This is a genomic window from Dyadobacter sp. CY345, from assembly GCF_021502725.1.
Lineage (GTDB): Bacteria > Bacteroidota > Bacteroidia > Cytophagales > Spirosomataceae > Dyadobacter.
This window is the reverse complement of sequence record NZ_JAKFFS010000002.1, coordinates 275,992-293,596: the sequence shown is the minus strand read 5'-3', so window position 1 is coordinate 293,596 and position 17,605 is coordinate 275,992. Positions and strand designations below refer to the sequence as shown.

Genomic DNA, 17,605 nt, shown 5'->3' with positions numbered 1-17,605 from the left:
TTCATCAGAAAACCAGGCGCTATCTTAAATCAACCTCCGCTTCTACCTGATGACCGACCGAAAAACCCGCTTCTTCCTCCTGCCGGACGGGATGATACTGTCCGTGTCGTACGGGACGAATTTACATCCTGAACTGCACTTTGTGATTTGCTGAAAGTGCTCGGACTGCTGTAAACATTCCCTCGGTTAGGGTTTTGATCGCGGTAATTATTGATATACCCAAAACCTGAATTGCGTCCAAGCATATAACCCATTCCCCCATACAAAAGCATACTGGAAAGTCCGCTGTGATGACCGACATAAGACTGATTATTTTGAATATCCTTATCAATCAATGCTTTGGCGGCCGCTGTGCTTAATGAATCCGTGTGCCCGTCCAGGTATGTAACAATTGCCAGAGACTTATCTGCGGCAACACTTTCTTCGTCTGTAATTTTAAACTCACCTGGCTTAACCTCTTTGATATGCGACCGGATTCCTTTGGAATAAGTCGTTTCCTCATAGCTGTAATCCGACTCGTCCTCATTCGAAGAACATCCGGTCATCATTGAAGTTCCGGACAATATCGCCAGAGTCAATGCGCTGCTTAGTGTAATATCTTTGGCTCGTTTTATAAAAGAACCCTTTCGTTGTTGTGTCATAATGTATTTAAATTGTTCCGATTAAAGGATATACCAAATGTAACAGTTTGCCTTGCAGTACTAAAACCAATTTTGTCAAACGGTTATGAAGGTTAATTTTTAAATCGTTAAATGCTGAATATTATGGATAAGTGGTTTGTCCTGATTCTTTATAACAAAAAAATACAGCAAAAGCACCAAAGTACCATGCTGTATTTCACTTTACTTCAATATAAAATTCAGGCCTTCTTCGAGATTTTCTCCAAAGCGTCCACTAACTTATCTAAATCGCTGATTTTAGTGTAAACGTGGGGCGTAACCCGCACACAATTCACACCTTCATAACTTATCGGCGTAGTATGGATTTTAAATTGGGTAAAGAATTTACTGTCAAGTTCTCCCGGTTTTAAGCCGTCAACACTGACACCTGCAATCGCACAGGAATATTCGGGTTTCAGCGAAGTATGAATTTTCACTCCCGGAATTTGCTGCGCTTTTTCTGCCCAGTATTTTTTAAGATAGTGAATCCGTTCCTGCTTGCGTTTTGTACCAATTCCTTCCTGAAAATTAATTGCTTCGCCGATCGCCTGTTCAATACAGAAACTTCGCGTTCCCAGGGTTTCAAACTTACGAATGTCAGCACTGGTAGGCTCATGATTGCAAACCAGTGGCCAGATTTTAGCAATTTTATCCTTCTTGATCCACATCATACCACTTCCAACCGGAGCGCTCAGAAACTTGTGGAGACTTGTGCCAAAATAATCACATTCAAGATCGGAAATTTTAAAATCGAGTAATCCAAAAGAATGCGCACCGTCCACGATAACTTCAACGCCTTTCTTGTGGGCCATCTGGCTGATTTTTTGAACCGGCATAATCTGCCCAACCCAGTTGACAACATGCGTCACATGGATGATTTTCGTTTGCGGCGTTATCGCGTCTGCATAAGCCTTAACAATCTGGTCGTCATTTTCTATGGGAAAATCGAAAGACAACTGCTTATAAACAATCCCATCCCGAAGCTGCCGTTGACGCCATGCGTTCATCATATTCGGATAGTCAAATTTCATTCCGATCACCTCGTCGCCCTTCTGCAATGGCAGACCAAAAATGACTGTATTCAAAGCTTCGGTAGCATTTCGGTTGATGGCAATTTCCTCAGGATCGCAGCCGCCCAGCGTTGCCAGACGTTTACGCAAAGGTTCGCGCCCTTTGTCCATAATCCGCCACATATAGTAAGACGGTCCTTGTGCTGCCTGACGGTTATATTTTTCAAGTGCCTCCTGAACAACCAGAGGAGAAGGAGAAACGCCGCCATTATTTAAAATAATGACATCGCTTTTACTGGCAGTATATGCCTCCTGAATTGTCGCCCAATAATCGTCATTGGTTTCACTGGCAGGATCCCAGAATTTTTCAGCATTCTGAAAATCAGCTGCATGCAGTTCGTTAAAAAGACTGTTGATCCCAAATGCGCCCATACCAAGGGCGGCACTTTTTTTCATGAAAGACCGGCGGTTGTTCATAATTTCAGAGATTAGGAAGTAGTAAAAATGGAGTGAAAATGAATATTATTAAATCGTATTAATGCTAATTCTTTGTTCAGCCATCTTTTCCCCAATCTCTGCGCCCGGCTATTGTTTTACTATGGAATTCATCAACCAGTCGTATGTATCACCTGGCTCTGGCAAAGCATCCTGGTTTAATTTCAAAAACATTAGATGAAGATGAGTCGGAGAACGTTTTTTGAAAGCATTATATCCACTGCGACCCATCTCAGAAATTTTGTCGCCCGCGTTCACCCATTGTCCCGGTTCAACGAAAACGACATTATTATGGGCATAATAAAACAACCCATCAAGGCAAGGATCATAAATCCATATCCAGTTCCCGCCTCTTAAATCACTGTCGTACTTCCAATCCTTTTCCGATGCCACAACAATGCCCGATGTAAAAGCAAGTACCTCAATGGGTTTCCAGGTTCTGTCGTCAATGGCATCCTGATTTCTGTCGTAAACAAAAAGATCCTGTGCCGGGTGGCTACCTCTGACGTCCATGTCAAAAAGGTCAAAACCCTCAGCTCTATAACCCATTCCCCGTCCTCCAATCGAGTTCCTGGGCGTGTAACCTTTTATCGGAAAAACAAAATAAGTTGAGTCTCCCATCCGGCACGTATCTCCACTGTGAAAAGTTGCCCTTATGTTTCTCATATTCTGCTGCCAGGCTCTTGCCGCCGAATCAGGGGTGATCACACAATCCCGTATATCCTCCTGAATTTGCCGGAATGTACTGGAATAATTCAGCATACTATTTTCAGGAATGGTCTGCGTATTCCATCCTGCCATCCCCACAATCAGCAATAAGCCAATTACTCTTTTCATTATACTCTCAAACAATTTTCTACTGCTAAACGACATTTTATTACTTACAAGCCCTGGCATCTTCATAAATATAATAAATTGCGGCAAATGTATTTCAATAGCATTAAAAATGTGCTATAAATTCCTTTAAAGTAAAACAACTAAACATAAACAAGATGCAATATCGCCGTTTTGGACGTAGTGGCTGGCAGATCAGCGAGATAGGTTATGGCATGTGGGGACTGGCAGGCTGGACAGGTTCTGACCGAAAAGAAATTGAAGACTCACTTGACCTGGCCGTAGCGTCCGGATGTAATTTTTTTGACACCGCATGGGCTTATGCCGATGGTGTGAGCGAAACAATTCTGGGAGATCTGATTCGCCGGAATCCGGATAAGAAGTTATACGCCGCGACGAAAATCCCTCCGAAAAATCGTCAATGGCCTTCAAAACCAACGTCGTCATTGAAAGAAGTTTTTCCTGCTGATTATATTATTGAATATGCAGAGAAAAGTTTGAAAAACCTGGGTGTAGAGCAGATTGATCTGCTTCAATTCCACGTTTGGGAAGATGCCTGGGCGCATGAAGACGAGTGGAAAGAAGCGATTCAGAAACTTACAAAAGACGGAAAAGTAGAACGCTGGGGATTAAGTATCAATCGCTGGGAGCCGAACAATGCGTTGAAAACATTGGAAACAGGCTTGATTGACGCAGTTCAGGTGATCTACAATATTTTCGATCAGGCTCCGGAAGACCAGTTATTTCCACTGTGTCAGAAAATGGATATCGGCGTAATTTCCCGCGTACCTTTGGACGAAGGAACCTTATCCGGAAACCTTACCAAAGAAACAACGTTCCCGGCAGACGACTGGCGCTCGACATATTTCGTTCCTGCAAATCTCAACGCAAGTGTTGACCATGCAGAAGCGCTTCGCCCGTTTGTTCCGGAAAACATGACCATGCCAGAACTGGCTTTGCGTTTTATTCTGGAAAATCCGGATGTCCATACGACCATTCCAGGTATGCGCAAACTTGCTCACGTGAAATCCAATATTGCTACAAGCGACGGTGTGAGACTTGCTGATTCACTAAAAGAAACGCTAAAACAACACCGCTGGGACCGCGAACCAACGGAATGGTCGCAGTAGGTTTTTTTTGAATTATATGATTTGTTTAAATCCCTTGCAGCTTTGTGGTTGTGAGGGATTTTTATTATTCATGTAAAACAGACGTTTTCGACAATTGTTAGTTTTGAAATGATTTCCTCATTTTGACGATATGGTGTCTAATAAGAATTTTATATTTCTGATCACGGCTTTTGGATCATCACGATGGACAAAATGGCCACTTTGTGAAAGATAAATTAAAGAACCTCCTTTATTTGTTAAGTAAATAAACTTCCTCCATCTTTCGATATTCACACGGGTTCTTTCCATAAAAAATGCTTCCTGATCAAAATCTTTGCTTCTTCTATCCGCGGGCACTTCAAACTTCCCGCCCATAAAAAAGTAGATGGGCACTTGTGGTAAAGGAAGTGTATTTATTTCTAAAAAATCAGTACGCCTCAGCTCACCAAGTATTTGACTTTCACTCCAACTACCATAATGTAGAGAATCTATTTTTGAAGTGACATAAAGCCGATTATAAATCATTTCTTCAATCTTCTTTTCTGGAACGCCGATCGTTTGAAAGATCTGATTCCAGTTTATTTTTGTTTCTGTGAAATCAGCAGGATCAATGAATACAAGGCCTGCAACATCACCAGGATAAAGTCCGGAATATGCTCTGATGTACAATCCACCCATTGAATGACCAACAAGTATATATGGAGGTTTAATATTCAGTTTGGTAAGAATGGTTTTTAAGCTCTCAGAAACTCTCCTAATGGACGGCAACCTATAATCTTTACCTGATTTTTCAACATTGGCTCTGTCATATGCGAAAACAGGAGCTTTTTTTGATAATTCATCAATTATTGAATCCCAAGTACCAAGCCCCACTCCCATCCCATTCTCAAAGATCAATACCGGAACATTGTTTTTCCTATTCTCAAATCCTTTTGTATAAACATTAAAATCGATGCCGTTTACTTTCACAAACTTTTCTTGCGAGAAAGTTTTAATTGAAAAAAAAAACATAGTAAGAAAATTGACACCTTCATTTGATTTTCAATCATTTAAACTAAAAAATACATCTCCATCGCACTAATATCAATTTTTGCAAAATCGCAAATTCTAAGAATATGCTTTATCACAATGATGGAAGTTTAAGCACTCAACATCCGTATATATACTCCAATGTGTCGTACGACAACATTATCATAAAGGCAAAAAAAATCAAATATATCCCAAACCTTTTACAACCAATATTGTACTATTCTCATCTATACAAATGGAAGCAAATCATACTAATTTATATTTTGATTTTTTACAAAATGCTTCAATAAATTGCACCAGAAGCCGTTTTTTGAATAATTTCATATAACTATTCAAAGACAAACGAAATTTATTCTGCTGATATTCATCAATTTGTACAATTATTGATTGTATATTTGTCTCATCAACTAAAAAAACACTACATAATATGGCAATCACAAAACAGTATTTGAAAAGCAAGCCCGTTGTAAAAGTGACGTTTACCTTGCCTGCTGAAGCCGTTGAAAAAACAGAAAAAGTTTCACTTGTCGGTGAATTTAACGGATGGAACCCGGAAGAAGCAGTTGCTTTGAAAAAACAAAAAGACGGTTCATTTAAAGGAAGTCTTGACCTGATTCCTGGTAAAGAATATCAATTCCGTTACCTTTTGGATAATGAGAAATGGGAAAATGATTGGGAAGCTGATAAGTATGTGTCTGCTGGTGTAGATGCAGAAGAAAATTCAGTAGTAGTTCTTTAATAGCTGTTAGCTGTTAGCTGTTAGCTGTTAGCTGTTAGCTGTTAGCTGTTAGCTGTTAGCTGTTAGCTGTTAGAAAAAATGGCCAGTAGAGCTTTATCTACTGGCCATTTTTATTTTTTAAGCTAAAAGCTTTTTTCCTAACTGCTTAACAGCTCCCTAAATTGCGAAATTATCGCTTTCAACATAGGCTTTGATCAAAGCGTCTTCCCCTTCTTTTCCTTTTTGGGAATTTCCGTGTTCCATGCCCATAATGAAACTCTTGTTTTCCTTTTTGCTACGGTCGTGAATGTATTTGAATATATTTTTATAATTGATTTCACCAGTAGTCGGCTCATTTCTTCCCGGCTCGTCTCCTATCTGGAAATAATCGATTTCACTCCATGTTGCGTCAATGTTATAGATTATGCGTCCTTCATTTTTCTGCATATGGTAAATGTCGTACAGAATTTTGCAGGATTTGCTGTTCACGCCACGACAAATTTCATAAGTCTGATCGGAAGTGCGCAGAAATAAATTAGGCGTGTCACTTAAAGGCTCTAAAACCATCACTAATCCGTGAGGCTCCAATATTTCTGCACCTCTGCGAAGTGCATCGATCACGTGACCAGTTTGTACGCCGATTGGTAATTTACGCTCGAAATCACCTGGAACTACGGTCATCCATTTCGCATTAACACGCTTCGCAGTTTCCACTGCTTTTTTACATCCATTCAGGAAAATGTCGATATATTCTTTTTTTCCGGCTGCCAGCGTATTAGCTCCGTTACCACCTTTATCTACAACAAAAACACCCATTTCCATGCCCAGACGGGTCATTTCTTTGGCAATTTTCTCTTGCTCTTCCACAGGACGGCCCATCATTCCGTTATCTTCCAAGGCTATAAAACCCTGGTCGGCCATAAATTTCAGCTGATCAATCACATCTTTTCCGGCACTGTTCTGGAACATTCCGAAATGGGAAGCATATTTAAGTTTGAATTTATTCTTTGCCATGGATGAAGTTGAAGAAGCGCAGGCCTCTCCTGCCACAAGTGCGGCGCCAGCTAATCCAAGTGACGATTTAACAAAGTTTCTGCGGAGCATGATTTAATTTTTGTGTTATGGTTTCAGGGAATAAAGAATAGTGTTACTGTTTTATACCGGTCAAAATTTCAATTATTGGAGGTTTCACGCAGAGAAGCAAAGAAAAAGGGCAAAGAACGCTAAGTATAACTCTTTGCGGTCTCTGCCCTTTCTTATCTGCTCTGCGTGAAACTTTAATCTTTTTTCCGTCTTTTTTTCTCTTTCTTACTTTTCCCTTTTGGCTGAGCTTCTTCCACTGCGGTTACTGTTTCAACCGGCTTAGGGAAATAAGGAGCTAAATCTTCCTTCACATTCTCTCTGAAAGCATTTTTAACGCCCTGCAAAGCCGCTTCTTTTATCGATCCGTCAATCTGATTCTGTTTTAACAACTTGACCACAGCATCTTCACCGGGCCAGCTTCCGCCGAGATAACGTGCAGCGTCAGCCCGAACAGATTCTTTTTCATTTACATCCAAAACGGTATTACTCAAAATGTAAACAGACTCAGAACTTCCCGCTGTTTGTAATGATGCAAGCAATGCTGATTTCTTTGTATCATTTAAACCAGCCAGTTTGTCCGTAATGAACGAAACGCCGGCTATATCCAGTAATAAAGCACCTGCATCTCGACCAAGTACATCGCCTGATTTATTGATTGCCATCTGGAATAGTCTGTTATTCTCAGATTCCGGCGCATAACGGGTCACTAACTCGATATAATCTTCTGTACCGTAAGTTTCGTCGAGCAGCTTATTGAGCGCGGTAAGTCCCTGCTGGGAATTGGTTACGAAGGATTTATCCAAATGCAGCAAAGCCAGTTTGCTTACCTCAATCCGGTCAGAAGATTTGACATCCATCACATGCATCAACGCCTGAGATTTTTCATAACCTGCATGAAAAAAGTCGAAAGCGCGGAAATAACGTAACCTGCTTTTAAAAGAAACGCTTGTATCTGCGGCAAGATCAGTCAGGTATGGGATTGCCTGTCTGGTTCTGGCAAGCCAGATAATGTCTTTTCCTGCATCAGTACCACCAGGATTCTTCCCTGCTTTGGCAAGCCAGGCCGGGAAAATACGCTCCCACTGACCTATCGCGCCAATGCTCAAAGCTTCAACGGACCACCTGTCATTACCTGGATATTGTTGTGCCAATTGCAGCCAGACATCCAAAGCCTCATAGGTATGGTTATGATTAATCGCCAGGGCGCACTCGCGACGAACCTGAGGATTTGGATCTGATGTTAATCTTTTGATATACTCTGTCGGATCGCTGTTACGCTGGCGAACTGCTCGCAAAGTTGTGATACGCAAGTTTGGATTTAATTCCCGAAAACCTACATCCAGACTTCTGTGGTTAAACCCTTCAATCCGGTTTAATACCCAAAGCGCGCGAGCTCTTAATTTTGGATTTCCGTTGTATAACCTAAACAAATTTTCAAGCTCCGGCTCTGCTGCCCAGCCCAGTTTTACGCAGGCATTCCAGGCGAGATAACGCTGGGATAAATTCGGACTTTGTAAGGCCTTTACAGCCTCAACCGGATTGTTAAGATCATAAACAGGAATCTTATAAGGCGTTTCAGGAGGCGCAATACGAAAAATTCTTCCGCGGCTGCGGTCTTTCATTTTATGAGAACCAGCAACCGGATCATACCAGTCAGAAACGATCAGCGATCCGTCTGGGGCAACACAAACGTCTGTAGGACGAAACCATTTGTCTCTTTTTCCTTCAACAACAGGGTTTATTCCAACAGATTTATAACCAGCACCATCAGGCACCACAGGATAAGAAGTCACAGAATTCTGTCCGGCATCGGCAACTATAACCTGATCCCAGAACTTTCTTGGCAACAATTCCCCTTCATAAACCACCATGCCCATAGGAAGTCCGGAACCGGTTTCTAACAGATTTGGGACAACACCCGGGTCGTTCTGATGCCAGTGGCGACGCGGAATTTCATCTTCCAGATTTGTATGGTTAATCCGCCAGCTCGCTCCGTTCATTTCATCGATATAACCGAAATTCCCGTTTTCCATAACATAACTCACACGGTCAGCGCCATTGCCCGGCTCTTCCTGATCCGACTGCCACATCGTGCCGTAACTATCGACAGCAACCTCAAAACCATTATGGAAATTTTCTGCCAGAATTTCAACGTTTCTAAATTCCTGGTCAACTCTGAAAACTACGCCCTGACGGTATTGACGAAAATCAATTGGTCTTTCATATTTATCCAGCAGAGGCCTGTCCTGGCCGTCAACCAGTTGTTTCCCAGCATTTCCATAATTAAAATAAAACTTTCCATCGGGCCCAAACACGAAAGAGTGAACACCCGCATCTTGCTGCGTTCCGCCAATTCCTTTAAAAAGAACTTCTTTTTTGTCTGCTTTGTCGTCTCCATCAGTATCCGTGAAAAGCCAGACGTAAGGACTTTGGGAAACAATTGCCTTATTTCCCATAACCCAGATTCCAAGCGGAGAATTCAGCTCAGAGCCCTGGTAAAAAACTTTGGTGACATCCGCTTTGCCATCGCCTGTGGTATCTTCCAAAATCACGATTCGGTCACCGATACTAAGCTCAGATTTTCCGTTAACAGCGGGCCGATAATTATAAGATTCATTGACCCAGACCCGGCCACGGTGATCAACGTCGATATTGATTGGATTAGTAATTAAAGGCTCGGAAGCAAAAAGTGTAGTTTCCAGACCGTCATTGGTATGCAGCCCGGCCACGGCATTTCTGGAAAATCTTTTCTCAGATTCAGAAAGCTTGGCATACACACTGTCGGGATGTAATACAATCAGGGAATCAACTACTTGGCAGGTACCACTCAGAACAGAAAAGCAAAGATTGGCGGCAACCAGAAATGCGGACTTAAAATAATTTATTCGTTTCAAAACAGAATTCAATGGAGCAAATACTACTGGACAACCTCAAAATTACCAGTTCTTTTTCAGATTAACGAAACAAAAACTGAGAATTAGATTACAGGTGACAATAAAAAAACAGCCTGCCAAAACAAAAGTGTTTTAACAGGCTGTAATCGTATATAAGACCGGGAGCCGGGCTCCGGAAAAAAATTAAATTATTTTTTCTTTAAGCTGCTCATATATTCAACAAGATTGACAAGTTCGTCTGTGGTCATGGCATCCTGAAGACCTGCCGGCATCATGGAGTCAGTCATTTGTTTTATAGATTTCACCTGAGTCATTTTAAATTCCTGTGAAGTACCACCAGGAAGTTTCATAATCAGGTCGGTTTCTGTCTTACTGGAAATTATTCCGGAAACAGAAGAACCATCTTTCATCGTCACTTCAAAACCTTCATAACCAAATCCGATTCCGGCACTTGGTTCAAAGATAGCGGCATATAAAGCTTCTTTCGGAAGTTTAGTGCCGATCTCAGAAAGTTTGGGACCAAAATCAATTCCTTGTCCGTTCACCTGGTGGCATACCGTGCAATACATTGCGAAAATTTCCTTTCCCTTCGCTGTATTCCCATTCATACCAACCAGTGTTTTCAGATCAGGATGTTTTTTTACTTCCGCACCAGGACCGTCAAGATATTTCGCCGCTTCTGTTTTTACGGATTTCCTCCACGCACCGCTCAGACCTTGCACCGCAGTAGTTTTCAGGTCGCCGGTTATTTTGCCTTCTTTTAATAAAACCAGAACAAGATCTTCACCACTCATTGTACCGCCCAAAGAACGGGTTGCTTCAGTGCGTAAATCTAGTGGTTGTTTGGCGTCCAGCGCAACCGTTTTCAAAATATCCAGCGATTGTTTACTGCCAACACTCCTGATCGACGCCAATGCAGACGATGCTTTTTCCGTATCCTTTCCCTTGATAACAGTCCAGAGTAGCGGCGAGCCATTTTGTTTCAAAAGCTGCTGCCCGGCACTTCTGCCCAGGTTAGTCTTCGCCTGGCTTGTGGCCAGTTTTAATAGACGGTTATTTTCCGATGGAAGCTCATAACGCATAACCAAATCCATATAAGTGGCTGTGCCGTAAGTTGCATCCAGCAGCTTTTTCAACGCAGCCATCGCTTCGGGCGACTGCTTCACAAAACCAGGATCAAGATGCCGCAAAGCAAGTTCATTGATCTCATTCTGATTTTTTGCGGTTCCCTTCATGATTTTCAGAAGCGCTGTTGACTTTTCTTTTGCTCCTGGATTGAAATCAAAAGCCCTAAAATACCGAAGACGGCTTTTTAGATCCACGCCGGGATCACTTGCCAGAGAAGCCAATAAATTGACGGATTCTTTACTTCTTGAACGCCAGACAATATCTTTTCCGGCTTCCGTTGCGATTGGATTCGGTCCGGCTTTATTTACCCAAGCTTTAAAAAACGAATCCCATTGACCCGCCGCCCCGATTCCAAGTGCTTCCAGATACCAGCGATCCTTTCCGTCATACTGCTGAGCAAGCTGTGCCCAGATTTCGGGAGCGTCGGGCGAAATTATTCCATGAAGTGCCAGTGCGCATTCCCGACGAACCTGCACATCTGAATCGCTTGCAAGCAACTTTACATATTTTACGAGATCCGCCGCCCTTTTCTCACGAACCACACGCAATGCCGTGATACGAATGTCAGGATTTGCGTCACGAAACGCAGATTCAATATCTTCCGTGCCTTTCTTATCAATTGTTGCGATAGCCCACAACGCGCGTGCACGCATTCTTGGATTTTCTTTATTTTCAAATAACTTTTTCAATTCCGCAAGCGCTTTGGATTCCATTTTCATCAAAGCTTCCCAAGCCTGAAAACGAACTGAAAGATTCGGGTTTTGCAAAGCCTTCACGACACCTGCCGCGGTCGAATAATCTTCTTTCTGGATTCGGTATGGCGTATTTTCAGGAGCCAGACGATATAGTCTTCCTTTATTCTGGTCACCAGCCTGGTGCCCGCCAACGCCTGGATCATACCAGTCAGAAACGATCAGAGAACCATCCGGCGCTACACAAACATCGGAAGGACGAAACCACTGATCGCGTTTTCCTTCCAGTACATTTACGATCCTGGCAGAATACCCAGCACCAGATTTTTGAACCGGATAAGAACGAACGACATTAGGACCTGCATCACAATGGATCATCTGGTCCCAGTAAACTTTTGGCAATAACCGCCCTTCGTAAACGACCATACCTGTTGGAGATCCTGCACCTGTTTGTAAAAGATTAGGAACTACGCCGGGATCGTTCAAATGCCAATGACGGAATGGGATAGAGTCCTCAATATTGGTGCGGTTTGCACGCCAGCCTGCTCCTGTCATTTCATCCGTATAACCGTAATTTCCATAAGGCATAACGTAATTAATCCGTACACCTTTATTGCCGTCGTCGTCATTATCCGATTGCCACATAGTTCCGTAGCTATCTACCGCAACTTCATAATTATTCCGGAAATTATTTCCCAACACTTCGATATTTTTAAAATCAAGGTCACATCGGAAAACCATTCCCTGTTTATTTGTTTTAAAATCAATAGCCTTTCCATCCTGACCAACGACCGGATTTCCTTTTCCATCCAGCAAGTGCCCGCCTTCGTTACCAAAATTAAAATACAATTTCCCATCTGGCCCAAACACAAACGCGTGCATACCATGGTCGTGCTGATCGCCTCCTACTCCTTCAAAAATTACTTCTTTTTTATCAGCCTTTCCGTCGCCGTCAGCGTCTGTAAATAACCAGACATACGGACTTTGGGATACAATAACCTTATTTCCCATTACCCAGATTCCAAGCGGAGAATTCAGTTCAACCCCCTGGTAAAAAACGGTTGATTTATCAGATTTCCCATCACCGTTGGTATCTTCCAGAATTAAAATCCTGTCGCCTTCATTTTTCGTTGGGTTGCCATTAATTGCCGGCCGGTAGTTATAAGCTTCACATACCCATACTCTTCCAAGGTGATCGACGTCGATGTTGGTTGGGTTTGTCAGAGTCGGTTCTGCGGCAAAAAGTGTTGCTTCCATGCCATCCGCGACTTTTAAACCAGCAACAGCATATTTCGGCGAACGTTTCTGCTCCGTGCTTAGATTTTCATAAAGACTGTCGAGACCGGCACTTTGAATTGTACTCGGATTCGTTCGCATATACGACGCAGCCAGAACGCCGAGCGCCAGCATACCAGTTGCAGAAAGAATCAGCGGATTTTTAAAATTCATTGGTGATATAATTTTAATCAGTTGTTTGCTTTATTTAAATGTAAATCAGCCAGAAACTGGATTTTGTAACATTCTTTTAGTAAAGATTACTAAATTTAGATAATAAGAAACAAGCCACATATCATTTACTATGATGAAACAGATTTTTTTTGTTATAACCCTTTTTTGCATAGCTCTTCAAGCAAATGCACAGACTGTAATTCCCGCCGCCGATATCCAGATCAAAACGGCTTCGCTTGCAGCTCCAATGGATAAACAGGCCGGTGCAAAAGTTTACGGATATACTTCCGACGGCACTTTTAAAACATTACGGAACGGAACTAACGACTTTGTCTGCATCGCCGACGATCCGAAAAAAGAAGGAATAAATGTATCCTGCTACCACGCAGATTTAGAACCATTTATGGAAAGAGGACGTGTATTGACCAAGGAAGGGAAAAATCAGAAGGAGATATTTGATATTCGTGAAAAAGAAGTAAAAGGCGGACAACTCGCCATGCCAAAACAGCCTTCTACTTTATTTTCTCTTTCAGGGTCAGCGGAAAATTATGACAGCAAAACGGGAGATGTTAAAGATGGCTATTTGAGATATGTAGTTTACATACCCTTTGCCACCGCTGAAACTACCGGCTTGCCCTTAAAACCGGATGTCCCCGGAATGCCTTGGATTATGGATCCAGGGACGCACAGAGCGCATATTATGATCAATCCCGCAAAAAAATAGGATATTAAAAATTATCATCAGGAAAGTTTTTCAACTGAAAAGGCCAAAGGTTTGTCCGCAAAAAGTGCCTTTGTCTTTTTCCATATTATCCCAAAAAAAGCTGTTTTTCGATAGGTGTTCAAATATTCTTCGCTTTCCCAGTGACTGCAAGTGACAAAGATATCCGGATTGTCTGTATCACGCCAGAGTTCCAGATGCAGACAGCCTGGCATTTGCTTGATATCATTTCGGCATTTTTCAAAAATGGTTTCGAATTCAGTTATCTTCTCTGGCAAAAAAGTCATTCTTACAATTCGTATGATCACCATAATGTAATTAATGTTTCGACTTAGATTAACCTAAATAGAATGATTAGTCTGTTTACAAACTAACTTTAAAATTCTTCCATTCCTTTTTACTTGGAAACTGATTCTGAAAGACTTATTAAACTCAAAGTTATTTAAAGTAGAATAAATAATAACTTATATTCTATCATTTTCGTATAGCGTGTTTCTTCAAAATAAAAAATATTTATATTATGTAAAAACAGAATTCCGTTTTTATAAAAATAAAACGATTTTGAATTTGTTGCTGACAAAAATATGAGGTAACTGCCAATAAGATGAATAAGTTGAGGGTAAAGATGAGATGCGCTCGTCTTTTCTGTGAAATGTCCATTATTTATGAAAAAAACAACCTTAATAACGGCCGTGGGCCTTACTATTCTATCACAACTATCTATGGCTCAAAATGAAGTAATATCGTTATGGCCGGAAGGAAAAGTACCAAATAATAAGACAAATACAATCGAGGAAAAATCCGTCACCACAGACGGAATTTTACGAATAAGTGGGGTTACGATTCCAACAATCGCAGCGTATATAGCTCCAAAAGAAAAAGCAACAGGTGCTGCCGTTATGATCTGTCCCGGTGGAGGATATGGCATACTTGCCGCGTCGCATGAAGGAAGTGATCTGGCGAAATGGTTTAATGAGCGGGGAATTTCTGCTTTCGTTTTGAAATATCGGCTGCCTGACGCGAAAGCTATGGAACATCAACACGAAGCACCACTTCAGGATGCGATGCAAGGCATGAAAATGATCAGGCAAGGTGCAAAAAAATGGAATATTAATGTCGAAAAAATTGGTGTGATGGGATTTTCAGCTGGCGGACATTTGGCTGCTACGCTTGCTACACATTATAATATGGGAGAAAAGGCTTCCGAAGAATCGAAACCTAATTTTTCAATATTGATGTATCCGGTTATTTCTTTGTTGCCAGAACTGGCACACGGAGGTTCACGAGATAATCTTTTAGGTCCGGACAAATCAGAAGAACTTATTAAATATTATTCCAATGAATTGCAGGTAACCGACAAAACACCACCTGCATTTTTGGTACATGCGATGGACGATTCCGCCGTGCCTGTTGAAAATAGTATTGCTTATTATCTTGCACTTAAAAAAGTTAAAGTGCCGGCGGAAATGCATTTATATCCGAAAGGTGGCCACGGATATGGAATGCGTACAGAAGGAAAAGGCTCTCTCGTCAATTGGCCAGCCGCTCTGGAGGGATGGTTGAAAGCAAACAGTTATATCAAATAAGAAAAAAGCCGGTACAGATTTTACTAGGATCTGTACCGGCAAGAATTTAATTGAATGCTATAAGCCTTCTCCCGCTAACTTCGGCTATTTCTGTTGTGGATAAACTTATATTTTTCACAACACGCTCATCTCCGTTTAGAATTTCAATTCTATAATCTCCATCATTTACGTCTGAGAAATCAAATTTCTGCCCCACTTTTCTCAATCCTTTGGCGACATATTCCTGATGTAAGATCTTCCCATTCGAATCTATTAATCTGATATTCAGCGAAACACCTTTATCTTTTTCCAGAAGAAGATTCATGACCAAAGAGTTTTTCACACGGTACATACCGACCCTAAAAGATTCGTAATAGTGTCCTTTTTCTGAATTTTGTAATTGTTCGGCTGAGACAAGATTCGTCAATAACAAGCCGCAGAGCGCAGCAGCAAAGATTTTCCGGAAGTTTTTCATGGCTTTGAAGATTTATATTGGCTAATTTTTCACCAATGATGTCATCACCTCAGGCCATGTTGCATTGAATTTATGAGCGGTTGAAAAAGCGGGTTGAATGGTTTAAACCTTTTACCATTACACAAAATGTTATATTCCTGAACAGATAAAATTTGTCATCAAATTCGTTATCTTTGAAATAAGCAGCAACCTTGTACTTCCGATATTATGCAAACAACATATCATATAAAAGTAAAAAAAGACTATGCAGCTTCTGTAATTGAAGATTTGCAGAAAATGGATGCCATTGAAATAATTAGAAATAATGAAGAAGATCAAGTTCCAGAATGGCAAAAGAATCTGGTAACTCAAAGAATTGAAAAGTATAAAGGCAAATCAGAACTATTAGTTGACGAGAATCGAGCCTTCCAAATTCTGGATTCTGAATGATGAACTCTGTGTACCTTCTTAAATTTACTCCCGAATCTTTAAGAGATATAATTGAATCCGCAAATTTCTACGAGAATCGTCAAAAGGGCTTGGGAAGAAAGTTTAAAGCTGAGATTAAAGCGAAGCTCATTCTAATAAAGAAAAATCCGTTTGTTTATGCTATAAGATATAACAGCGTTAGACTCGGCATAACGGAAGTTTTCCCATTCTCGATACACTTCTCAATTTACGGAGAAGCAAAAATAATTCTGATTCATGCAGTTCTGAGTCATTATAGAGATCCTGACGAATTTTGGAATGATAAATCCTAATTCCCTATCCGCCAATCGAAATCATTCGCCGATTTTGTTCGTAATCTTCTTTTGCATTCTTTTCAGCAAAATCGATGTGCCCGCCGTGCGCGAAATGTTTTTTATGAAAATGGGAATAAATCAGCGATTTGACATCCTCTCCACGTCTAAGCGGCGTAAGCAGATCCGCTTCTGTTGTATCAAAAAGGCAATTTTTTAATTTTCCATCTGCGGTCAGACGGATGCGGTTGCAGCCGGAACAAAAGGGGTGAGTGACTGTACCAATAATTCCAAAAGTTCCCTTTCCACCATTTACCTGGAAATTATGTGCAGTATCGTGCAACTCGCCTTCCAGTTTTTCAAAAGTAAATTGGGTACTGATATCCGTCAGCAGATCCTTATAAGAAACTATTTTCGACATATCCCATTTATTTCCGTTAAAAGGCATAAACTCTATAAAACGAACATGCAGGTTGGGTTCGTCGATAGTAAGTCTGACGAAGTCATTTACTTCTTCATCATTTACTCCACGCATCACCACCATATTGATCTTAACGACAAAACCCTCAGAAATCAATAATCTGATACTATCCAGTGTTCTGCCAAAATGATCGCGTTTGGTAATATTTTTAAACGATTGCTCATTCAGAGTATCCAGACTTACGTTCAATGAACGAACTCCTGCATTTTTAAGATCATCAATGAATTGATCTACAAAAACCGCATTGGTGGTCAATGTGAGTGAAGTAGATAACAAACCCAGATTCCGAATAATCTGACTGGCATCTTTCCTGATCAACGGTTCCCCGCCTGTCAATCTTATTTTTTCAACACCCATATCCACGAAAATACCGGCAAGCGTCTGGATTTCATCTGCTTGCATCAGCCATTTGGAAGGCATAAACTGCATATCTTCCTGTGGCATACAGTAAGTACAACGAAGGTTACACTTGTCTGTCAGCGAGATGCGCAGATAAGTGTGTTTACGACCAAATGTATCCGTAATGGGTTGAGACATTATTAGT

At 41.2% G+C, this 17,605-nt stretch carries 15 protein-coding genes; 5 read left to right on the top strand and 10 right to left on the bottom strand.

Annotated elements, in window-relative coordinates; all coding sequences use genetic code 11:
* Positions 1-29: 29 nt before the first annotated feature.
* From L0657_RS10910 to L0657_RS10900, 3 genes are all read right to left on the bottom strand, one after another.
* Positions 30-641: a hypothetical protein gene (locus tag L0657_RS10910; RefSeq protein WP_235150735.1), complete on the bottom strand. Its 612-nt coding sequence runs from the start codon at positions 639-641 to the stop codon at positions 30-32.
* A 218-nt stretch (positions 642-859) separates the two neighbouring features.
* Positions 860-2,146, bottom strand: coding sequence for an aminotransferase class V-fold PLP-dependent enzyme (locus tag L0657_RS10905; RefSeq protein WP_235150727.1), 1,287 nt, complete (start codon positions 2,144-2,146; stop codon positions 860-862).
* 108 nt (positions 2,147-2,254) lie between these two features.
* Positions 2,255-3,001, bottom strand: coding sequence for a M23 family metallopeptidase (locus L0657_RS10900; protein WP_235150720.1), 747 nt, complete (start codon positions 2,999-3,001; stop codon positions 2,255-2,257).
* 155 nt (positions 3,002-3,156) lie between these two features.
* Between L0657_RS10900 and L0657_RS10895 the strand changes: the two genes are divergently transcribed.
* Positions 3,157-4,128: an aldo/keto reductase gene (locus tag L0657_RS10895; protein WP_235150718.1), complete on the top strand. Its 972-nt coding sequence runs from the start codon at positions 3,157-3,159 to the stop codon at positions 4,126-4,128.
* Positions 4,129-4,245: 117 nt separating this feature from the next.
* Here the strand turns inward: L0657_RS10895 and L0657_RS10890 are convergent, their stop codons facing one another.
* Positions 4,246-5,118, bottom strand: coding sequence for an alpha/beta fold hydrolase (locus tag L0657_RS10890; RefSeq protein WP_235150712.1), 873 nt, complete (start codon positions 5,116-5,118; stop codon positions 4,246-4,248).
* Positions 5,119-5,563: 445 nt separating this feature from the next.
* On the opposite strand from L0657_RS10890, the gene L0657_RS10885 reads away from it, so the two are divergent.
* Complete coding sequence (locus L0657_RS10885; RefSeq protein ID WP_235150711.1) at positions 5,564-5,875, top strand: isoamylase early set domain-containing protein; 312 nt, start codon at positions 5,564-5,566, stop codon at positions 5,873-5,875.
* A 156-nt stretch (positions 5,876-6,031) separates the two neighbouring features.
* Here L0657_RS10885 and L0657_RS10880 read toward each other — a convergent pair whose 3' ends face one another.
* The 3 genes from L0657_RS10880 to L0657_RS10870 form a co-directional block, all read right to left on the bottom strand.
* The gene (locus tag L0657_RS10880) at positions 6,032-6,958 is read right to left on the bottom strand and encodes a hydroxypyruvate isomerase family protein (RefSeq protein ID WP_235150709.1); all 927 of its coding nucleotides are present in this window, start codon (positions 6,956-6,958) and stop codon (positions 6,032-6,034) included.
* Between the two features lie 173 nt (positions 6,959-7,131).
* Complete coding sequence (locus L0657_RS10875) at positions 7,132-9,831, bottom strand: PVC-type heme-binding CxxCH protein (protein ID WP_235150702.1); 2,700 nt, start codon at positions 9,829-9,831, stop codon at positions 7,132-7,134.
* Positions 9,832-10,019: 188 nt separating this feature from the next.
* Complete coding sequence (locus L0657_RS10870) at positions 10,020-13,100, bottom strand: PVC-type heme-binding CxxCH protein (RefSeq protein WP_235150700.1); 3,081 nt, start codon at positions 13,098-13,100, stop codon at positions 10,020-10,022.
* Between the two features lie 133 nt (positions 13,101-13,233).
* Between L0657_RS10870 and L0657_RS10865 the strand changes: the two genes are divergently transcribed.
* Positions 13,234-13,824, top strand: coding sequence for a hypothetical protein (locus L0657_RS10865; RefSeq protein ID WP_235151392.1), 591 nt, complete (start codon positions 13,234-13,236; stop codon positions 13,822-13,824).
* A 17-nt stretch (positions 13,825-13,841) separates the two neighbouring features.
* On the opposite strand, the gene L0657_RS10860 is transcribed toward L0657_RS10865, so the two are convergent.
* Complete coding sequence (locus tag L0657_RS10860; protein WP_255717813.1) at positions 13,842-14,132, bottom strand: putative quinol monooxygenase; 291 nt, start codon at positions 14,130-14,132, stop codon at positions 13,842-13,844.
* Positions 14,133-14,486: 354 nt separating this feature from the next.
* On the opposite strand from L0657_RS10860, the gene L0657_RS10855 reads away from it, so the two are divergent.
* Positions 14,487-15,407: an alpha/beta hydrolase gene (locus tag L0657_RS10855; RefSeq protein ID WP_235150695.1), complete on the top strand. Its 921-nt coding sequence runs from the start codon at positions 14,487-14,489 to the stop codon at positions 15,405-15,407.
* A 46-nt stretch (positions 15,408-15,453) separates the two neighbouring features.
* Here L0657_RS10855 and L0657_RS10850 read toward each other — a convergent pair whose 3' ends face one another.
* Positions 15,454-15,861, bottom strand: a complete 408-nt coding sequence (locus tag L0657_RS10850) for a hypothetical protein (RefSeq protein WP_235150693.1) — start codon at positions 15,859-15,861, stop codon at positions 15,454-15,456.
* Positions 15,862-16,068: 207 nt separating this feature from the next.
* Between L0657_RS10850 and L0657_RS10845 the strand changes: the two genes are divergently transcribed.
* Complete coding sequence (locus tag L0657_RS10845; RefSeq protein WP_235150691.1) at positions 16,069-16,290, top strand: hypothetical protein; 222 nt, start codon at positions 16,069-16,071, stop codon at positions 16,288-16,290.
* 315 nt (positions 16,291-16,605) lie between these two features.
* Here L0657_RS10845 and moaA read toward each other — a convergent pair whose 3' ends face one another.
* Positions 16,606-17,598 (bottom strand): GTP 3',8-cyclase MoaA, encoded by a 993-nt coding sequence (gene moaA / locus L0657_RS10840; RefSeq protein ID WP_235150689.1) that lies wholly within the window; start codon positions 17,596-17,598, stop codon positions 16,606-16,608.
* Positions 17,599-17,605: the final 7 nt, after the last annotated feature.